This window comes from Robinsoniella sp., assembly GCF_034124845.1.
In genome coordinates, this window is sequence record NZ_JAWYAJ010000452.1 from 1 (window position 1) to 18348 (window position 18348).

Genomic DNA, 18348 nt, shown 5'->3' on the forward strand with positions numbered 1-18348 from the left:
ATGCCGCTAAGTGGGGCGTGCAGATGGCGGGAATGAATTTTCAAACACGCTCTAGTACCTCCCGGTGTAAATACGCTGGGAGGCACTAGTCATACCACCAATTCTATTACTTTCTTCGTTCCATCCCCTGGATTAAAACCGGAAATCACGTTTACCTTCTTCAATTTCATCCAGATTCCGGCATAAGATTTCCCTGATTTTTTCCTTAGGTACATTTCCAATCTCACTTTCGATCAGCTTATACCCCAGGCTCCTGGTGTCTTCCGATGCATAATCCAGCAGATACTCTTTCAGGGTCATCAGTGCATTGGGATGGCAGCAGTTTAGTATCTGCCCGCTCTTGCACAGGCTCATAAACCGGTCTCCGGTTCTGCCCTCTCTATAACAGGCGGTACAGAAACTCGGTATATACCCCAGCCGCATCAGCCAGTTTACCACTTCATCCAGCGTACGATTGTCACTCACGTCAAACTGGGATGAATTGTCCTCCTCTTCCTCCGGATGGTCATAGCCTCCTACACTGGTTCTGGATGCCCCGCTGATCTGTGAAATTCCCAGATGGAGCACTTTCTCCCTGCATTTCTGGCTCTCTCTGGTAGAGACAATCATCCCGGTATAAGGAACACTGATTCGGATACAGGCAACCAGTTTTGCAAAGGTCTCATCATCTATGCCGTTGTCAAAAGCATTGGGATCTATATCATCTGCATGACGGATCCTGGGCACACTGATGGTATGCGGTCCAACCCCATGCACTGCTTCCAGATGCTCCGCATGCATTAACAGCCCTACAAATTCATAGCGGAACAGTTCCAGTCCAAAGAGCACCCCGATTCCTACATCATCAATGCCGCCTTCCATCGCACGGTCCATCGCTTCCGTGTGATAAGTATAATTGTGTTTCGGTCCTGTTGGATGCAGTTTCTCGTAACTTTCTTTATGGTAAGTCTCCTGGAATAATATATAGGTTCCGATTCCGGCGTCTTTTAATTTGCGGTAATTTTCTACGGTGGTAGCGGCAATATTTACATTGACACGGCGGATTTCCCCGTTTTTATGTTTGATACTGTAAATTGTCTTAATACTCTCCAGCACATATTCAATCGGACAGTTTACCGGATCTTCTCCGGTTTCCAATGCCAGACGTTTGTGCCCCATATCCTGCAGTGCCACAACCTCTTTCACAATCTCTTCCTGGGAAAGCTGTTTTCTTGCAATATGCTTATTCTTAGCATGATACGGACAGTAGACGCAGCCGTTCACACAATAATTTGACAGATACAGCGGTGCAAACATAACGATGCGGTTGCCGTAAAAATCCTTCTTAATCTGTTCTGCCAAAGCATAAATTTCCTGATTCTTTTCCTCGATATCACAATCCAGTAACAGAATGGCTTCTCTGTGGGTCAGCCCCTTCCTGAGCTTCGCTTTTTCAATTACTTCGCTTATCAGTTTTTCATTGTGCTTATTTGCCTCTGCGTAGGCAAGTGTGTCCAAAATTTCCTCATGGCTGATAAATTCTTCTGCTTTTAAAGATTTTACATCATACATAATTTTACCTTCTCTCTTGTTTTCTATGGTATTTTAGTATCCATTCCTTTTTAACTGACTGATATTTTCTATCAAAAATCCACTTGAAAATCCACATTGTCCCCTCTGGACACTGCTACACTGTAGCCAATGGAATTCATTCTGCGCTCCATGCACTGCCTGCATTCAGCCGCTTCATCACCGGTACAGATTTTGTTGTCATAAAGGAGATATTTATCCCGGACGCCCTGGGGTGAGAGATTGGGCATTACCACATTGGCTCCTGCCAGTATCCCCATCTCCCTTCCCTTTGGATGAATCGTCCCCAGGGCTGTGGTAGACGGCAGCAGAGCCTTTGGCAGCATCAGCCTTAAAAGTCCCAGCATAAACAGCGTCAGATCCAGCGTCCCGCTTCTTTCTTTGGCAAAAGGTGTATCGTGATGGGAAATAAACGGTCCGATTCCTACCATCTGGGGCTGCAGTTCTTTCAAAAACAGCATATCCTCAGCCAGATTTTCGGCAGTCTGATACGGAGATCCCACCATAAAACCGCTTCCCACCTGATATCCGATCTTCTTCAGATCATACAGGCATTTCTTACGGGCTGCCCCGGATAACTTTGGCGGATGCAGCCTGGCATAATGTTCCTCATTGGCAGTCTCGTGGCGCAGCAGATAACGGTCCGCCCCTGCATCAAAGAACAATTTGTAACTCTCATAAGATCTTTCCCCTACCGACAGGGTAATGGCGCAGTCCGGGTATTGATTACGTATGCTGCTAACGATATCCGCCAGCCGTTCATCGGTGTAATAGCCATCCTCTCCGCCCTGGAGTACAAATGTCCGAAACCCCAGCCGGTATCCCGTTTCACAGCATCCTAAAATCTCATCTTTACTCAGTCTGTAACGAATGGCATTCTTATTCCCGCTGCGGATGCCGCAGTAATAGCAGTCATTCTTACAGTAATTGGTAAATTCAATCAGCCCCCGGATATAGACATCATGGTTATAATATCTGGTTCTGATCTGTCTTGCTTTTTCAAAAAGATAATCGCTTACCTCCTGGTCATAATTTAAAATCAAATAAGTAAATTCTTCCGGCTCCAGCATCTGACAGACAGCAAGCCGGTCAATATAATCTCTGCTAATTCTTCTGTGTTCCATAAGTTCTTTTTATCCACCCCCGTAATCAGATTTTTAATTCCAATGCACTTAAACGTATTTGAAATTTCACCGCCAGTCCCCAGAGCATCTTCACTTTGCCCGCAGCTCACGTGAGTAAACGGTCTTCGTACTTACACCGCTTAACATTCCAAGTTTACCTGACAGCGCACTGATTGCATCCTGTGGAGCATCCAGAATAACGCTGATAATCGAAACTTCTTTCGGACGGTAAGGCACACCCATCCTTCCAACCACATATTCGGCATATTGGTGGAGCAGACGATTCACTTCTTCCGCCGCCCCGTTGTCTTCTACAATAATTGCAATTACCGCAATTCTTGTGTCCATCCTGCACATCCTTTCCAAAACTATATTTTTCCCCACAAAAAAACCGGTACTGATAACAGCACCGGCATTTGAGCATGTATAACAAATACACACTGCCGGAAACTGCTGTCCCGCCAGTGTTTACATTTTGTCTTAATGGCCCTTTCCCCTCAGGTGCTGCCCTTTGGAGTTTGGAGATATGGTAATTATAACACGTGAATTCTTCATTCACAAGAAAAAGTTCCCTTTTCACCACTTCCACGTAGATGGAACAAATAAAATCAGCATCGGCAATAATTCCAGCCTTCCCGCCAGCATATCAAAAGACATCACAAGCTTAGAGAGATCCGAAAAAGCCGCATAATTCCCGGTAGGTCCTACGATACCCAGTCCCGGACCTACATTATTTAAAGTTGCCGCTATTGCAGTAAAGTTTGTGGTCATATCCATGTTATCCAGGGAAATAATCATCAGCGAGATCACAAAAATAACGGCATAGATCACAAGAAATGCATTGACGGAACGTACCACATCATGTTCCACCAGCCTTCCGTCTATCTTAACCTTTTTAATGCTCCTTGGATGGGAAATCATCGTGATTTCCTTTTTCACACCTTTGAACAAAATAATAATACGGGATACCTTAATACCACCTCCGGTACTGCCTGCACAGGCTCCGATAAACATCAGCAGCACCAGTATGGTCCTTGCAATCTCCGGCCATGCCTCATAATCTACCGTGGCATACCCGGTAGTGGTAATGATAGACCCTACCTGGAATGCGCTTTGATGTAATGCCATAAAAAAGGAAGGGAACATATCCCGTACACTAAAAGCAATCACCAGTACAGACGTCCCGATAATTCCAAGATATGCCCACATTTCACCGGTACGAAGCGCTTCTTTCGGCCGCTTAACCAAAAACAGATAGTATACGTGAAAATTAATTCCGAACATAATCATAAACACCGTAACTACTCCCTGCAGATAAGTGGAGTAACTGGCAATACTGTCATTTTTAATGGCAAAACCACCGGTACCCGCCGTACCAAAAGCAATGGTCAGAGAATCAAACAGCGGCATCCCTCCAACGAGAAGGAATACAATCTCCACCACCGTCATTCCCAGATAAATGCCATATAAAATCATTGCAGTGGTACGCACTTTGGGCACCAGTTTGTTCACGGAAGGCCCCGGCGATTCGGCTCTCATCAAATGAATGCCGGAATCACTTTTTGTAGGGATAATTGCCAATATAAATACCAGCACCCCCATACCACCCACCCAATGGGTGAAGCTTCGCCAGAACAGCGCTGTCTGGGACAGCCCCTCCACATTGGTTAAAATACTCGCACCGGTTGTGGTAAATCCCGAAACAGTTTCAAAAAATGCGTCTGTCATGGATGGTATTTCTCCTGATATAACAAATGGAACCGCACCAAAAATACTTAATATAATCCAGCTCAAAGCCACAGTCACAAGACCTTCTTTTGCAAACATGGTCCTGTCTTTTGGTTTCTTAAATGTCATGGTAAAACCGACTGCTGCACACAGCAGCATAATAGCAGCAAAAGAAAATCCGCTTTTTTCCTTATATATAATAGATACAATGCATGGGAGTGCCAGGAAGATCGCTTCAAAATAGCAGATATACCCCAACATGTACCTAATCATTGCGTAATTCATAGTTCCCTCCGCGCCGCATTTTCCGCAGCCCAAGAGCATACACGCTCTATACCTTTCTTTAGTTCTTTAAAATATCACTGATGTCATTCAGCCCCGTATTTGTAGTAACGATCACAACCGTATCTCCCATTTTAATTACATCTTTTCCTTTTGGGATAATGATCTGCCCATTTCTGTGAATGCAGGCAATTAAAAGGCCGTTTTTCAGTTCCAGTTCTTCTAAGGATATATTTAAAAGAGGGGCATTGTCCTTAATAATAAACTCCAGTGCCTCCACTTTATTTCCAACCAGCCGGTAAAGCGTCTCTACATTGCTGCCTATGGAATTCTTCATTGCCCGGACAAAACGGATAATGCTTTCAGACGTCACGTATTTTGGATAAACAACGCTGTCCAGATCCAGTCCGTCAATTACTTCATCAAAATTAATGCTGTTGATCTTCGTTACCGTTTTCATTTCACCTTTACTTCTGGCAAACAGCGACAATACGATATTTACTTCATCCAGATTGGTAAGCGCGATAAAAGCATCCATACGGGAAAGCCCCTCTTCCAGCAGTAAATTCTGGTTGATGCCATCCCCGTGGATAATCGTTGCTTTGGGAATCAATTCACTGAGCACCTCACACCTGTCACGGCTTTTTTCCACAATCTCCACATCAATTCCCATGCGGATCAGCTGATTTGCCAGATAATAGGCTATGGATCCTCCACCTACGATCATTGCAGTATGTGCTCGGTTTGTCCCTACTTTAATATGTTTAAAGAAATTATTTGACAATTTGGGCGGTGCAACAATGGATACAATATCCTTTTCATGCAGTTCAAAAGTACCTGTTGGAATAATAACCTCGTCTTTACGCTCTACCATACACACCAGAACATCACAGCGTAATTTTGACGAGATTTCCCGCACTTCCATATTATGTAAAACAGAACCTTCACGGATCTTAAACTTCAGCAATTCCACCCTGCCTTTTGCAAAGGGCTCAATCTTAATTGCCGATGGAAATCTCATAACCCGTGCAATTTCCATTGCAGCTTCATACTCGGGATTAATCACCATTGCAAGTCCCAGTTCTTCCTTAATAAACCGAATTTCATGATTGTATTCCGGATTTCTTACTCTGGCTATCGTCTGGCAGTTACCTGCCTTTTTGGAAATCAAACAGCAAAGCAGGTTCAGTTCATCCGATCCGGTAACTGCGATCATCAGATCCGCTTCCTCAATTCCAGCCTCCACTTGTGTCAAATAACTGGCACCATTCCCCACCAGTCCTATTACGTCTAATTCATTGGATAAACTCTGCACCACATCATATTTGCGGTCAATCACTGTTACACTGTTTTCTTCCTTGCTAAGCTGCTCCGCCAGGGTTGCCCCAACTTTTCCGCAGCCTATAATAATAATCTTCATGTTTTCCTCCAAATGTGTCTTAATAAAATCTTTTTTTCTTTACGCATAATTTTAATATGAAATTATCACGATTGCTTAAAATTTTAATGCGATTTTAGTATTCTGCCACTAAATTTTAATGTGTTCTTAATAGGCATAAAGACATTGTACTCAAAGTGGATGAAATAAGCAATAGGGAAAAGGTTTTTTTAGGATAAACTTATGAATCATTATTTTAAGTTGCTAAACGAACGTCCACTGGACGTTCAGCAACCCTCGCGGCAGTCGCCAAATGGACGCGCCAGCGTGTCCGTTTGGCTCGTTGCTCGCGGGAATCAAGAAAGCAGCCAAAATCCCAGGCCCAAAAAGGAGAATGATACGTACAATTCCCGCATCATTCTCCTTTTTTAAGCATTAACCTGCTACTTCGTAACCCCAGCAGTTTCAATAACAAATTTCACACTGCTTTCCTTACCATCCGCACTGCCTGCAAACGTCTTATATTCCTTACCTGCATCCAGAACTTTATCCAGTCTGTCCAGTACCCCCTGAATATCGCCGTCAACCGTATCTTTTAATTTATCCACGGCTTCTTTATCAAATTTCTTCATACCTTTATTCAGTTCTTTGGCTCCGTCATATAATTCGTCAACACCTGATGCCAGATCTGTTCCTCCCTTTGCCAATGCAGCCGTTCCAGCTTTTAGCTGTGTACTTCCATCTGCCAGCCTGCCGATTCCTTCGCTGAGGGTTCCTGCTCCTGCTGATAACTGACTGCCTCCGTTTACTAATTGTTTACTGCCTTCTGACAGCTTTTCTGCTCCCTTATTTAAATCCTGGCTCTTATCCGTCAGAGCTATGGCACCCTCTTTTACTGTTTTTCCTGCTTTTTGTAAATCTGCTGCTCCGGATTTTAACTTTTTGCCTTCCTTCTTTATCTGGGAAGAACCGTCCTTTAAGGTTTTATCTGCTTTGTTTAATTCAGAGGCTCCGCTTCTTAAATCCTTTCCGGCTCCCAGTACGGCTGATGCTCCTTCTTTGAGTGCCTGATCATTGCTGCTAAGTTCTGCTGCTCCTTCTTTCACGGTTTTACTTCCCGCCTGAACAGCTGCTGCGCCATCCTGCAGTCCTTTATTATTTTTCTGTAATTCTGCAATCCCGTCTGTTAACGTCTGATTGTTCGCCGTCAGATTCTTCGCTCCTTCTGTCAATCCGCTCAATGCGCCTGGAAGATCTTTCGTCTGCTCCGACAGCTGTCCGCTTGCACCGCTCAGCTGTTCCAATCCTCCCGCAAGAGATTGAGATCCCTGGGATGCTTTCTGAATTCCAACTGCAAGTTCTCTGGCACTTTTCGCAAGCTGTTCCATATTTTGTCCGTCCATGGCACCGCTCTGTCTTGGCTGATCTTGCTGATTTTGCTGATCTTGCTGGTTTGTCTGATTTACCTGACCGGTCTGGTTTGAATTCTGCTGGGAAACCAGTGAATCCAGGACAGATTTTTGCAGTGCAATACTATTGGTCATTTCCTGGATACTGGCATCCAGTGCGCCGGAGTAAGTATTATAGGCATCGCTGAACTGGGACTTTAAAAGCTCCGGTACAGAAGAAATTTTACTTCTCACATCATTTAAGGTACGCAGAACTTCTTCGTTCTGGGCAATGGATGACTGGAGGCTTGTGATGGCTCCCGACTGATCTGTCTGCCCTTTGTTCGTCTGGGTGTCCGGATTTGAAAATGCAGTGTCTGATCCATTTTCTGATCCGCTTATAGACTCCAGCACAGATGCCAGCTGGTCACTTTTTTGGGATAAGGTATCCATATTTTCCGATAGCTTCGCCGCATTATCTCCTGCGCTTTTAATTCCGTCATTGATTCCCGTTATCCCGCCCGGAAGACCGGATGCACTCTGACCCAGCTGCTGTACGCCCAAAGCCAGATTTGTAGCCCCAGCCACATATTTCGCTGTGCCCTCTTCCACTTTTTCAGCACCTGCAACATACTGTGCAGTACCTGCCGCCAGCTGCTCTGCTCCTGTCACATACCCCAGAATTCCAGTTGACAGCTTTTTAGAGCCCTCTACATATTGAATTGCTCCAGAAGCCACCTGTTCCGCTCCATCTGCATACTTTGCGGCGCCATCTGTCAGTTTCTTTGCCCCATTCACGTACTGAGCCGTTCCATCCGCAAGAGCTGTCGCTCCGTTTACATATTGTACGGCACCTCCTGACAAGGTATTGGCACCGTTTATATATTGGTTCAAACCGCTGTTTAATGTGCCCACACCTCCGGTGTACTGGCTGATCCCGTTTTTCAGGTCAGAAGCACCTGTGTGTAAGGTTCCGATTCCATCATTCAGGGTATTCAGCCCGGCAATCAGATCACCTTTTTTACTGTTCAGCGTTCCGATCCCCTCTGCCAGTTCTCCCATTTTTTCATTTACAGTGCCCGTTCCGTCCTTTAAAACCTTGCAGGCATCCTGCAGCGTCTTTACCCCTTTTTGGAGATCTCCGCTGCCATCTACCAGCTTTTCAGATGCAGACTTCATATCTTCCAGGGCATCCTTTAATTCGTCAAAGCTGTCAACCTTATCCAGTCCGAATTCTGAAAGGGTATCCGCAGAAGCTGCCGTAGCGGTCATTGCCAGTGTAAAATCCGTTGCATCAGCCGTTACATCAAAGGAATCCGGCAAGTCAATATCTTTTCCAAAATCGGTGTCCTTCAGCTTCAGGGAATCCGACAATCCCGGGAATCCCATGCCAATCACGATATTCTTACTTCCATCGGAGATTACCTTTCCGCCCGTAACCTTTACATTGGTAAAATTGGCTGTAGGAAGAATGATGCCGGTCACCATGGTAAATGGTGTATACACTTCTCCTTCTTTTGACTTGTTGATATAGGCAAAATGGATTCTGACCTTTCCGCTCTTTCCAGCCAGATCATCGGGACTGATTTCTTTTTCATCCAGATAATATGTCACCTTCACTTCTACCGGAAGGGGTTTATCCGTCTCACCCTGATAATAGATGTCATTTCCGTTTGCTTCCCAGGTAAGGCTGCTCCCATCCTGCTTAAAAGCTTCATCACCTTTTACATTTTTAATATTCTTCAGGTCTGAGGAATCCTGTATTTCCACATCCGTACCAGAGTTTTTCAGCCAGTCGCTGACAATTACCTTGTCGGTACTTCCATCTGCTTTCGCTTTTACATAAACAGTTTCCTCTTTATCAACATCCTTCTTTGTCTCTTTCTGATTTGCCTCTGTCTGGTTTTCTGCCTTTTCCGTTTCCTGATTGCCACTCTTTCGTCCGGCATCATTATCGGAAGCATATACTACACCTGCATCCAGGCAGCAGGTACTCCCTGCCACCATCACCGCAAGACCGGCTGCTAATGTTTTCTTCAACACTCTATTCTTATTCATGATTCATATCCTCCTCATTTTATTTTTGCTTTTTCGGTTTAAATCCAATGGACGTGTTTACAATGATTTTGTCAAATACAACAAACATGGCCGGCAGTACCAGGATAACCACTACCGTACTGATAATGGCGCCTCTGGAGAGAAGCGTGCAAATGGAGCTGATCATATCAATCTTGGAATAAAGCCCCACCCCGAAGGTGGCGGCAAAAAAGCTGAAACCGCTGATTAATATAGATTTCATAGATGACTGGTGCGCCGTCCGTATTGCATCCATTTTTCCGGCTCCCCTGCTTCTCTCCCTCTGGTATTTGCTGGTCATCAATATAGCATAGTCAACCGTGGCACCCAGCTGTATCGTCCCAATTACAATGCTCGCTACAAATGGCAGGGTAATTCCTGCATAGTAGGGAATCGCCATATTTACAAAAATCGCAAATTCAATAACCGATACCAGAATTACCGGAAGGGTAATGGATTTAAATACAATCATAATAATTACAAAGATCGCTGCGATGGATGCAATATTTACATTTTTCAAATCTACATCGGTTACATCCGCCAAATCTTTTGTAAGGGGTGCTTCACCGATTACCATGGATTCCGGGCTGTATTTTTTTACAATTTCATTTACACCTGCAATCTGCTTATTTACCTCATCCGTTGCCGTCTTATAATCGGAACAGATAAACTGGACCTCATAGTTGTCACTTTTCAGCATACTCTTGATATCATTCGGTATCATATCATCCGGAACTCCAGCTCCTACAAAGGAATCCATGCCAAGCGCCCATTTGACTCCCGCCACATTTTCTATCTCATCCAGCATTTCCTGCTTTCCTTTTGCATCCAGCCCGTTCTTCAGAAGCACCATATAAACGTTATTCATATGGAATTCGTCGCCCAGCTTTTCATTTGCAACGGAACTTTTCAGATCCTGGGGAAGTGATTTGTCAATATTGTAATACACCTCCGTATGGGCATTACCGTAAGCGGCAGGAATAATTAAAATGAGAAACAATACCATCCAGATCCGGTAGTGCCTGGTGATAAATGCTGAAATCTTATCAAGGCTTGGAATGAGGGACTTATGCTTTGTCTTATCAATTGGTTTATCAAATATTAAGATCAGGGAAGGCAGCAGTGTAACACAGCAGATCACACCAATGATCACCCCTTTTGACATAACAATACCGATATCCCGTCCAAGGGAAAATGTCATAAAACAAAGTGCCACAAACCCGGCGATGGTGGTAATGGAACTGCCTGCTACAGATTTAAACGTATTGGATATGGCGTGTGCCATTGCGCGGTTCTTATCACCTTCAAACCGTATCTTATTTTCCTCATATGTATTTAACAGGAAAATGGAGTAATCCATGGTAACACCCAGCTGTAATACCGCCGTCAGCGCCTGGGTAATATAAGAAATCTCTCCAAGGAATACATTACTGCCCAGATTATAGACAATCGCTACCCCGATGCTGAACAGAAACAATATCGGAACCACGAAGGATTCCATTGTCAGACATAATACAAACAGAGAAAGAAGCGCTGCAATAACCACGTAAACCGGCATTTCCTGCAGTGACAGATTCTTAATATCCGTTACCACACCGGACATGCCGCTGATAAAGCACTGTTTGGAACAGAGGGTACGCATATCGCTTATTGCCTTCATTGTATGATCCGCAGAAGTAGTATCGTCAAACAGCGCAATCATCATTGTGGCATTTCCCTGGTTAAATGCCTCCCGAATACTGTCCGGCAGCATCTCTATGGGAAAAGTAATATCCATTATACTGTCATACCAGAGTACATCCTTTACATGCTCCACATTCTTAATCTCTTCCTTCAGCTTCACCACATCCTTGGGCTCCATGTCTTCCACAATCACCATGGAAAATGCACCCATGCCAAATTCATCTACCATGATATCCTGCCCTTTTACTGTTTCCAGATTATTTGGCAGGTAACTCAGAATATCGTAATTGATTCTGGTGTGAAGATAACCAAACCCTGCCGGTATCAACAGCAGAAGGGATAAGATAAAGATAGGGATTCGAAACTTTACAATCTTTTTGCCAATCTTAATCATCATCTTTTTACATCTCCTTCTTTCTCAAAAATGACCACTAGTCATTTGCTTTCAAACATGTTATACTATAAAAGTGACTATTAGTCAATCTTTTGTACATAAATTTTACAATTCTTTTAGAAATAGAATTTGTCCCATTGACTTTTAGTCATTTCTATAGAATAATGATTGTAATACTTCTATGCGAAGGAGATGATTTTCATGAGTAAATTAGAGAGCAACAAAAAGCAAAAAAAAGATGCCCTTTTAAACACCGCCTTTGATCTTTTCATCACAAAGGGTATTCAAAAGACATCGATTGCCGACATTGTAGAAAAGGCCGGTGTAGCTAAGGGAACCTTTTATTTGTATTTTACGGATAAATATGACCTGCGCAACAAACTAATATCCCATAAGGCAAATCAGCTGTTAAGTTCTTCCTATGAAGAAATGAAAACGAAGAATTTTGAAACCTTTGAAGAACAGATGATTTTCATGGTAGACAACATCATCAACCACCTGGTTGCAGACAAATCCCTGCTGTTCTTAATAGCCAAGCATTTAAGCTGGGGTATCTTTAAAAATGCCATGACAAGAATGGATAACGATTACGATAAAAATGTATATGAACTCTACGAACAGATTCTGGCTGAGTCAGGGCGAACCTTTGAGGAGCCTGAAATCATGATTTATATGATTATTGAACTGGTAAGCGGCAGCATTTACAGCCCCATCTTATATGATCAGCCGGCTCCCATTGAGATGATAAAACCTTTCATTTATGATAACATCCGTCATATTATCGGAAAACACAGCAAATAAAAAAGCGATATTGTTTTATCGCTTTTTTATTTGCTGTATTCATACTCCACTGACTGACGACACACGGCAGATGGCATAACAGGAAGTGCTGTCTCTATTGTGTTACTGTCTGGATGCAATATTAGAGCGGCAATGCAGCCTCTTTGCTATCCAGTATACGCATAAACTCTTCTCCGGTGATCGTTTCCTGGTCATAGAGGTGTTTTGCAAGTTCATGCAGCTTATCCATATTTTCTTCAATAATTCTACGTGCCTTTTCGTGCTGTGCCCGGACCACTTCCACAACCTTTTTGTCCACCACTGCTGCCGTATCATTGGAACACATAAGGGAAGTATCTCCGCCCAGGTATTGATTCTGCACCGTTTCCAATGCCACCATGTCAAATTCATCCGACATACCGAATCTGGTAATCATTGCCCTGGCAAGCTTTGTTGTCTGTTCAATATCATTGGAAGCTCCCGTGCTCACTGAATGGAACACCAGCTCCTCTGCTACTCTTCCGCCTGTTAAGGTTGCGATTTTATTTTCGATTTCCGCCTTTGTCATCAGGTTGTGTTCCCCTTCATCCACCTGCATCGTGTACCCAAGAGCACCGGATGTTCTGGGAATAATAGTAATTTTAGTAACAGGCGCCGAGTGGTTCTGCTTTGCCGCTACCAGCGCATGACCGATTTCATGGTATGATACGATCAGCTTTTCCTTATCGGACAATACCTTATTCTTCTTCTGGTATCCTGCAATGACCACCTCCACGCTTTCCTCCAGATCTCTCTGGCTGACAAACTTTCTGCCATCCCTCACCGCCCGGAGTGCTCCTTCATTGATCATATTGGCAAGCTCAGCACCGGACGCTCCCGATGCCATTCTGGCAATGGTGTTAAAGTCCACATCATCTGATATTTTAATTTTCCTGGCATGTACTTTCAGGATATCTTCACGGCCTTTCAGATCCGGAAGCTCCACCGGAACTCTTCGGTCAAAACGCCCCGGCCTTAAAAGGGCAGGATCCAGGGAATCCGGTCTGTTCGTTGCCGCCAGAATGATAACGCCTTTTCTGCCGTCAAATCCATCCATTTCGGTAAGAAGCTGGTTTAATGTCTGTTCCCTTTCATCATTTCCGCCGATCCCGCCGTTATCACGTTTTTTACCAATGGTATCTATTTCATCAATAAAAACAATACACGGTGCTTTTTCACTTGCCTGTTTAAAAAGGTCACGGACTTTTGCCGCTCCCATACCGACAAACATTTCCACGAATTCCGAACCGGATATAGAGAAAAACGGCACACTGGCCTCACCTGCAACGGCTTTTGCCAGCAGTGTCTTACCGGTTCCAGGAGGTCCTACCAGCAGTGCACCTTTTGGCATGGTTGCACCGATCTCTGTATACTTGCCGGGATTATGCAGAAAGTCTACGATCTCTGTCAGAATTTCTTTGGCTTCATCCTCACCTGCAACATCTGCGAATTTAATGCCCGTAGTGGATTCTACATACACCTTGGCATTGCTTTTTCCAAAAGTCATGGCATTCCCCATGCCTCCTCCCGCACCAACCTTGCCCATCATCTTTTTAATAAAGAACGTTCCGATTCCATAGAGCAGTACAATCGGCAAAATCCAGGTGAGCAGAAAACTGAGAATCGGTGACATCTGCTGGACAATTTCCCGGGAAAACTTGGCACCCGAACTGTACAGACGGTCAACCAGCTGGGGATCATACATGGCACCTGTCATGTAATAATTTGGCTTTTCTGCATTATCGGAAAATAAAATTTCGTCACTGGATACTTCCACTTCTTTGATCTGCTTGTTATTCATCATCTCTATAAAGGTTCCGTAATCCACTTCCTGTACCTTTGGTGACAGCAGTTTTGGAAACAAAAGCCCATTTAATAAGAATATGACGACAACTGCAATCACATAATAAAAAATAAGAGGCTTTTTAGACGGCTTTACTTCTTTCATAATCCTTTCCTCCTTATCTGATATAAAAGACCGCGTATCAGTCTTTTATGTGGGTTATATTGCATATATTGATATCTTAGGTGAAGAATTCTGAATTGTCAACGAAGCAAGTGTTAAATATTCATAAATAATTTAGAAAATCCAGCCCTTCACTTTCACATTCACTTTTCCATACGCAAAAGGGATGGATGCCTGTCTGATGTGAAGGCTTCCATCCCGCAGATACGTTTAACGTTATTATTTCTCTCCGGATAACATTTCATTCAATTGTTCTTCAGAAATCACCGGTATTCCCAGATCCTGTGCTTTCGTCAGCTTGCTTCCGGCATTTTCGCCTGCCAGAACATAAGATGTTTTTTTAGAAACAGATCCTGAGACTTTTCCTCCGTGTTTCTGAATCAGTTCACTTGCTTCGGTTCTTCCCAGTGTGGGAAGTGTCCCCGTAACCACAAAAGTCATGCCAGCAAAAAGATCATCTCCGTCCTCTTCTTCTGCAGTCATATTCACACCGTATTCCCGCAGCCTCTCCATCACTTCCTGGTTGACCGGATCTTCAAAGAACCGTCGGATGGATACAGCACTGATCTCCCCTATATCGGAGACTGCAACCAGTTCCTCCAATGTTGCCTCTTTTAAACGGTCTATAGAACCAAAATGACGCATTAATTCCCTTGCCGTTGCCTTTCCTACATTAGCAATCCCAAGTCCCGAAAGCAGGCGCTGAGGCTCATTCTTTTTCGCTTCTTCAATCATCGCCAGTAATTTATCCGTATTTTTTTCTTTTCCAATAATCCCGGCTTCGATCATTTCATCCCTGTGATTTTTAAGCACAAAAATATCCGCCACATTTTTCAGATACCCCTGACGGACCAGTTCGATTATATAACTTTCCCCAAATCCTTTGATATCCATGGCATCCCTGCCCACAAAGTTAATGATATGCCGCTCCAGCTGTGCCGGACAGTTAGCACCGGTACATTTAATATCTGCCGTATCTTTCTCCCGGACTGCTGGTGAACCGCATACCGGACAGACATCCGGAAGAACATAGCGTCTGGCGCCTTCCGGCCGTTTTTCTTTAACCACATATTTAATCTTAGGGATAATTTCTCCGGATTTATAAACGACAATGGTATCTCCTATCCGGATGTCCAGTTCATCAATAAAGTCCTGGTTGTGCAGCGTTGCCCTTGCCACACTGGTTCCGCATAGTCTCACCGGTTCAAAGATCGCCGTAGGAGTGATTCTTCCGGTTCTTCCCACCGAGAGTTCAATTTCCTGCAGTACGGTTTCTTTTTCTTCCGGAGGATATTTGTAAGCCACCGCCCACCTTGGCACTTTTGAGGTGCTGCCCAGGGTTTCCCGGTCAGATAGCCGGTTGATTTTCACAACTGCTCCATCGATGTCGTAAGCCAGGGATCCCCGCAGTTCCCCTATTTTCTCAATGGCTGCCCAGACTTCTTCCCCGGTATGGCAGATGGTATATTGGTCGATCACCTTAATGCCATTGCTTTTCAGATATTCATATCCTTCCGTGTGGGTTTCAAATGTCCTGCCCTGGGTTTCCTGAATGTTAAAGATGAACATGGAAAGATTCCGTTCCTTCGTCACCTTGCTCTCTAACTGCCGTAATGTACCCGCCGCGCAGTTTCTTGGGTTGGCAAACGGCTTCTTGCCCAGTAGTTCCTGCTTCTCATTCACTTCATCAAAAGCGGCGTTAGTCATATAAACTTCTCCGCGGATTTCCAGATAGGGGATGGGATGTTTCAGCTTTTTCTTTACATCCTTGATTACCCTGGCATTTTCCGTTACATCTTCTCCCTGAGTAACACCGTCGCCCCTGGTAATCGCTGTAGTGAGGACACCATCCGTATAACGCAGCGCCATGGACAGGCCATCGATTTTCGTCTCTACCACAAATTCCGGGTCTTGAAGCTGCTGCCTCATATCCTCTACAAACTGGATTACATCTTCTTTGGAAAAGACATCCTGAAGGCTTAACATGGGGACTCTGTGCTTCACCAGAACGCCGGCTTCCCTTTTTGCGCTGCCCCCCACTTTCTGGGTAGGGGAATCCGGGGTTACCAGTTCCGGATGTTCCTGCTCAATCTGCTTCAACTCCTGCATCAGCTGGTCGTATTCATAGTCGGTAATCTCCGGTGCATCCATGTTGTAATAACGGTCTGCATGGTAATTGAGCTGTTCTTTAAGTTCATCAATTCTCTGTTTCATTTTATAGCCTCTCTTTACTGATTCTAAAATCTTCCGCAATGCGCTTCTATGATCCCAGCCTGCTTTCATATTCCGGTCCATTGCTGGAATTCTGAATCAACCGGTAAAGTTCTTCAATTTCTTTATCCGTCAGTTTACGGTATGTGCCTGCCTTCAGATGCCCCAGATGAATATTCATAATACGCACCCTTACAAGCCTGGTTACTTTGTATCCCAGTGCCTCACACATCCTGCGTATCTGGCGGTTAAGTCCCTGGGTCAGAATAATGCGAAATTGCTTTTCACCCATCTTCTCCACCCGGCATGGTCTGGTCACCGTATTTAAAATGGGAACTCCCTTCTCCATTTGCCGGATAAACTCATCCGTAACCGGGCGGTTCACCTTTACTTCATATTCCTTTTCATGATAATTTCCCGCACGCATAATTTTATTCAGGATTTCTCCATTATTTGTCATCAGCAGCAGACCTTCGGAATCCTTATCCAACCTTCCAATGGAAAAAATCCGCTTGGGATAATGCAAAAACTCCTCGATATTATTGCTTCCCCATTTTTTCTCTGAGGTACAGATAATCCCTACGGGCTTGTTGACAGCCAGCAGGATCATCTCTTCCTCCCTGCTCACTGGTTTTCCATTGACCCGGATCTCCTGAATGGGTAAAACCTTCAGACCCATGGCTGCAGTCTGCCCGTCCACGGTTACCCTGCCCTGTTCAATCAGTCTGTCCGCTTCTCTTCTGGAACACACACCTGATTCAGCCAGAAATTTGTTCAGCCGGACCGGTTCCTTCTTATCTTTCCCTGAAAATTCTTCCTGCATCCTATTTTTCATAAATAATCTAAAGCCTGCTTTCTTTCACTTAATTACATGTCCTCACTATTATATGGTAATTCGAAATGAACTGCAAGCAAGATTTATAAAATCATTTACCGATGTTCAAATTCAATTTTCAGCACAGCGTCTTCATATTTTGCACCAGCCACTTCGTACTCCCGCAGTTTTGGCGGAAGTATCAGATTCCGGCGTTCATTCTTTATGGTTAATGCAAGTTCCTCTCCTTTTTGTTCCAGTTCCAATTCCTGTTTATCCACAAACGGAAGTTCAATTTTTAAACAATATTTCTCCTGTACCTTTTCCAGTACAAAGATACTCTGAACTGCCAGAACAGCCGCAGGGTCCGTATCCCGGTATACCATATCCGCAGCCGCCTTAAGTCTTTCCACCGTTCGTAACTCATGCTTTAAAAATTTCATCTCAAAAACCGGAATGTCAAAGAAACTCTGCCTGATATCCTGCAGGCTGTTCTGCTGATTCTCTATCCACTGATTAAAGTATCCCTCTAAAGAGGACTTGGGATACACTTTATTTACAATAATTGCATCCACATTATAGTCATACATATGAAGATACGCAAAATTTCTTTTCGCTTCTTTCACCACTATCTTTTCCGGTGTCGTTACGATACGAAGGCTTAAAACATCCTTATCGGACATCAGCTCCTGCAATTGTTCTATTTTGCGGCACAAGATCTCTACCTCATCAAAAAGCGTATCTTTCGGCATCGGGATCTTCATGGTTTTTTCAACCAGCGGTCCTGCAACTTTTAATGCCTTTCTTTTCATTGGCATGATTTTCCCTAATAAATCACCAAACATTTCCGGAAATTTTAACAACGAAATGGTTTCTCCGGTAGGTGCACAGTCTACAATCAGCACATCATAATTCT

The 18348-nt window shown here is 44.1% G+C and carries 13 protein-coding genes; 2 read left to right on the forward strand and 11 right to left on the reverse strand.

What is annotated here, in order from left to right; genetic code table 11:
* On the forward strand, window positions 1-89 hold an 89-nt coding region (locus ACH2DQ_RS22285), incomplete at its 5' end, for a DUF6783 domain-containing protein (RefSeq protein WP_395028386.1).
* Between the two features lie 43 nt (window positions 90-132).
* On the opposite strand, the gene hydG is transcribed toward ACH2DQ_RS22285, so the two are convergent.
* The 7 genes from hydG to ACH2DQ_RS22320 form a co-directional block, all read right to left on the reverse strand.
* Window positions 133-1551, reverse strand: coding sequence for a [FeFe] hydrogenase H-cluster radical SAM maturase HydG (gene hydG, locus ACH2DQ_RS22290; RefSeq protein WP_394912312.1), 1419 nt, complete (start codon window positions 1549-1551; stop codon window positions 133-135).
* A gap of 71 nt (window positions 1552-1622) precedes the next feature.
* Window positions 1623-2693: a [FeFe] hydrogenase H-cluster radical SAM maturase HydE gene (gene hydE, locus ACH2DQ_RS22295; protein ID WP_394912313.1), complete on the reverse strand. Its 1071-nt coding sequence runs from the start codon at window positions 2691-2693 to the stop codon at window positions 1623-1625.
* Between the two features lie 90 nt (window positions 2694-2783).
* A complete protein-coding gene (locus ACH2DQ_RS22300; protein WP_394912314.1) occupies window positions 2784-3041 on the reverse strand; it encodes a TM1266 family iron-only hydrogenase system putative regulator in 258 nt (85 codons plus the stop codon).
* Between the two features lie 228 nt (window positions 3042-3269).
* Window positions 3270-4706 (reverse strand): TrkH family potassium uptake protein, encoded by a 1437-nt coding sequence (locus ACH2DQ_RS22305; RefSeq protein ID WP_394912315.1) that lies wholly within the window; start codon window positions 4704-4706, stop codon window positions 3270-3272.
* A 58-nt stretch (window positions 4707-4764) separates the two neighbouring features.
* Window positions 4765-6123, reverse strand: a complete 1359-nt coding sequence (trkA, locus tag ACH2DQ_RS22310) for a Trk system potassium transporter TrkA (RefSeq protein WP_394912316.1) — start codon at window positions 6121-6123, stop codon at window positions 4765-4767.
* Between the two features lie 401 nt (window positions 6124-6524).
* The gene (locus tag ACH2DQ_RS22315; protein ID WP_394912317.1) at window positions 6525-9527 is read right to left on the reverse strand and encodes a hypothetical protein; all 3003 of its coding nucleotides are present in this window, start codon (window positions 9525-9527) and stop codon (window positions 6525-6527) included.
* Window positions 9528-9546: 19 nt separating this feature from the next.
* Entirely contained in the window at window positions 9547-11622 is a 2076-nt protein-coding gene (locus ACH2DQ_RS22320; protein ID WP_394912351.1) for an RND family transporter, read from the reverse strand.
* Between the two features lie 201 nt (window positions 11623-11823).
* Here ACH2DQ_RS22320 and ACH2DQ_RS22325 point away from each other — a divergent pair, with 201 nt between their 5' ends.
* Window positions 11824-12423, forward strand: coding sequence for a TetR/AcrR family transcriptional regulator (locus ACH2DQ_RS22325; RefSeq protein WP_394912318.1), 600 nt, complete (start codon window positions 11824-11826; stop codon window positions 12421-12423).
* Between the two features lie 121 nt (window positions 12424-12544).
* Here ACH2DQ_RS22325 and ftsH read toward each other — a convergent pair whose 3' ends face one another.
* The 4 genes from ftsH to ACH2DQ_RS22345 all read right to left on the reverse strand — a co-directional run.
* A complete protein-coding gene (gene ftsH, locus ACH2DQ_RS22330; RefSeq protein WP_394912319.1) occupies window positions 12545-14389 on the reverse strand; it encodes an ATP-dependent zinc metalloprotease FtsH in 1845 nt (614 codons plus the stop codon).
* Between the two features lie 237 nt (window positions 14390-14626).
* Entirely contained in the window at window positions 14627-16621 is a 1995-nt protein-coding gene (ligA, locus tag ACH2DQ_RS22335) for an NAD-dependent DNA ligase LigA (protein ID WP_394912320.1), read from the reverse strand.
* 46 nt (window positions 16622-16667) lie between these two features.
* Window positions 16668-17453, reverse strand: coding sequence for a pseudouridine synthase (locus ACH2DQ_RS22340; RefSeq protein ID WP_394912321.1), 786 nt, complete (start codon window positions 17451-17453; stop codon window positions 16668-16670).
* A 95-nt stretch (window positions 17454-17548) separates the two neighbouring features.
* Window positions 17549-18348: ArsA family ATPase (locus tag ACH2DQ_RS22345; protein WP_395028384.1), on the reverse strand; the 800-nt coding region annotated here is incomplete at its 5' end.

Bases quoted from the DNA above. Each gene is read 5' to 3' on its own strand.
- hydG (WP_394912312.1), bottom strand. From the start codon at position 1,551: ATGTATGATGTAAAATCTTTAAAAGCAGAAGAATTTATCAGCCATGAG.
- hydE (WP_394912313.1), bottom strand. From the start codon at position 2,693: ATGGAACACAGAAGAATTAGCAGAGATTATATTGACCGGCTTGCTGTC.
- ACH2DQ_RS22300 (WP_394912314.1), bottom strand. From the start codon at position 3,041: ATGGACACAAGAATTGCGGTAATTGCAATTATTGTAGAAGACAACGGG.
- ACH2DQ_RS22305 (WP_394912315.1), bottom strand. From the start codon at position 4,706: ATGAATTACGCAATGATTAGGTACATGTTGGGGTATATCTGCTATTTT.
- trkA (WP_394912316.1), bottom strand. From the start codon at position 6,123: ATGAAGATTATTATTATAGGCTGCGGAAAAGTTGGGGCAACCCTGGCG.
- ACH2DQ_RS22315 (WP_394912317.1), bottom strand. From the start codon at position 9,527: ATGAATAAGAATAGAGTGTTGAAGAAAACATTAGCAGCCGGTCTTGCG.
- ACH2DQ_RS22320 (WP_394912351.1), bottom strand. From the start codon at position 11,622: ATGATTAAGATTGGCAAAAAGATTGTAAAGTTTCGAATCCCTATCTTT.
- ACH2DQ_RS22325 (WP_394912318.1), top strand. From the start codon at position 11,824: ATGAGTAAATTAGAGAGCAACAAAAAGCAAAAAAAAGATGCCCTTTTA.
- ftsH (WP_394912319.1), bottom strand. From the start codon at position 14,389: ATGAAAGAAGTAAAGCCGTCTAAAAAGCCTCTTATTTTTTATTATGTG.
- ligA (WP_394912320.1), bottom strand. From the start codon at position 16,621: ATGAAACAGAGAATTGATGAACTTAAAGAACAGCTCAATTACCATGCA.
- ACH2DQ_RS22340 (WP_394912321.1), bottom strand. From the start codon at position 17,453: ATGAAAAATAGGATGCAGGAAGAATTTTCAGGGAAAGATAAGAAGGAA.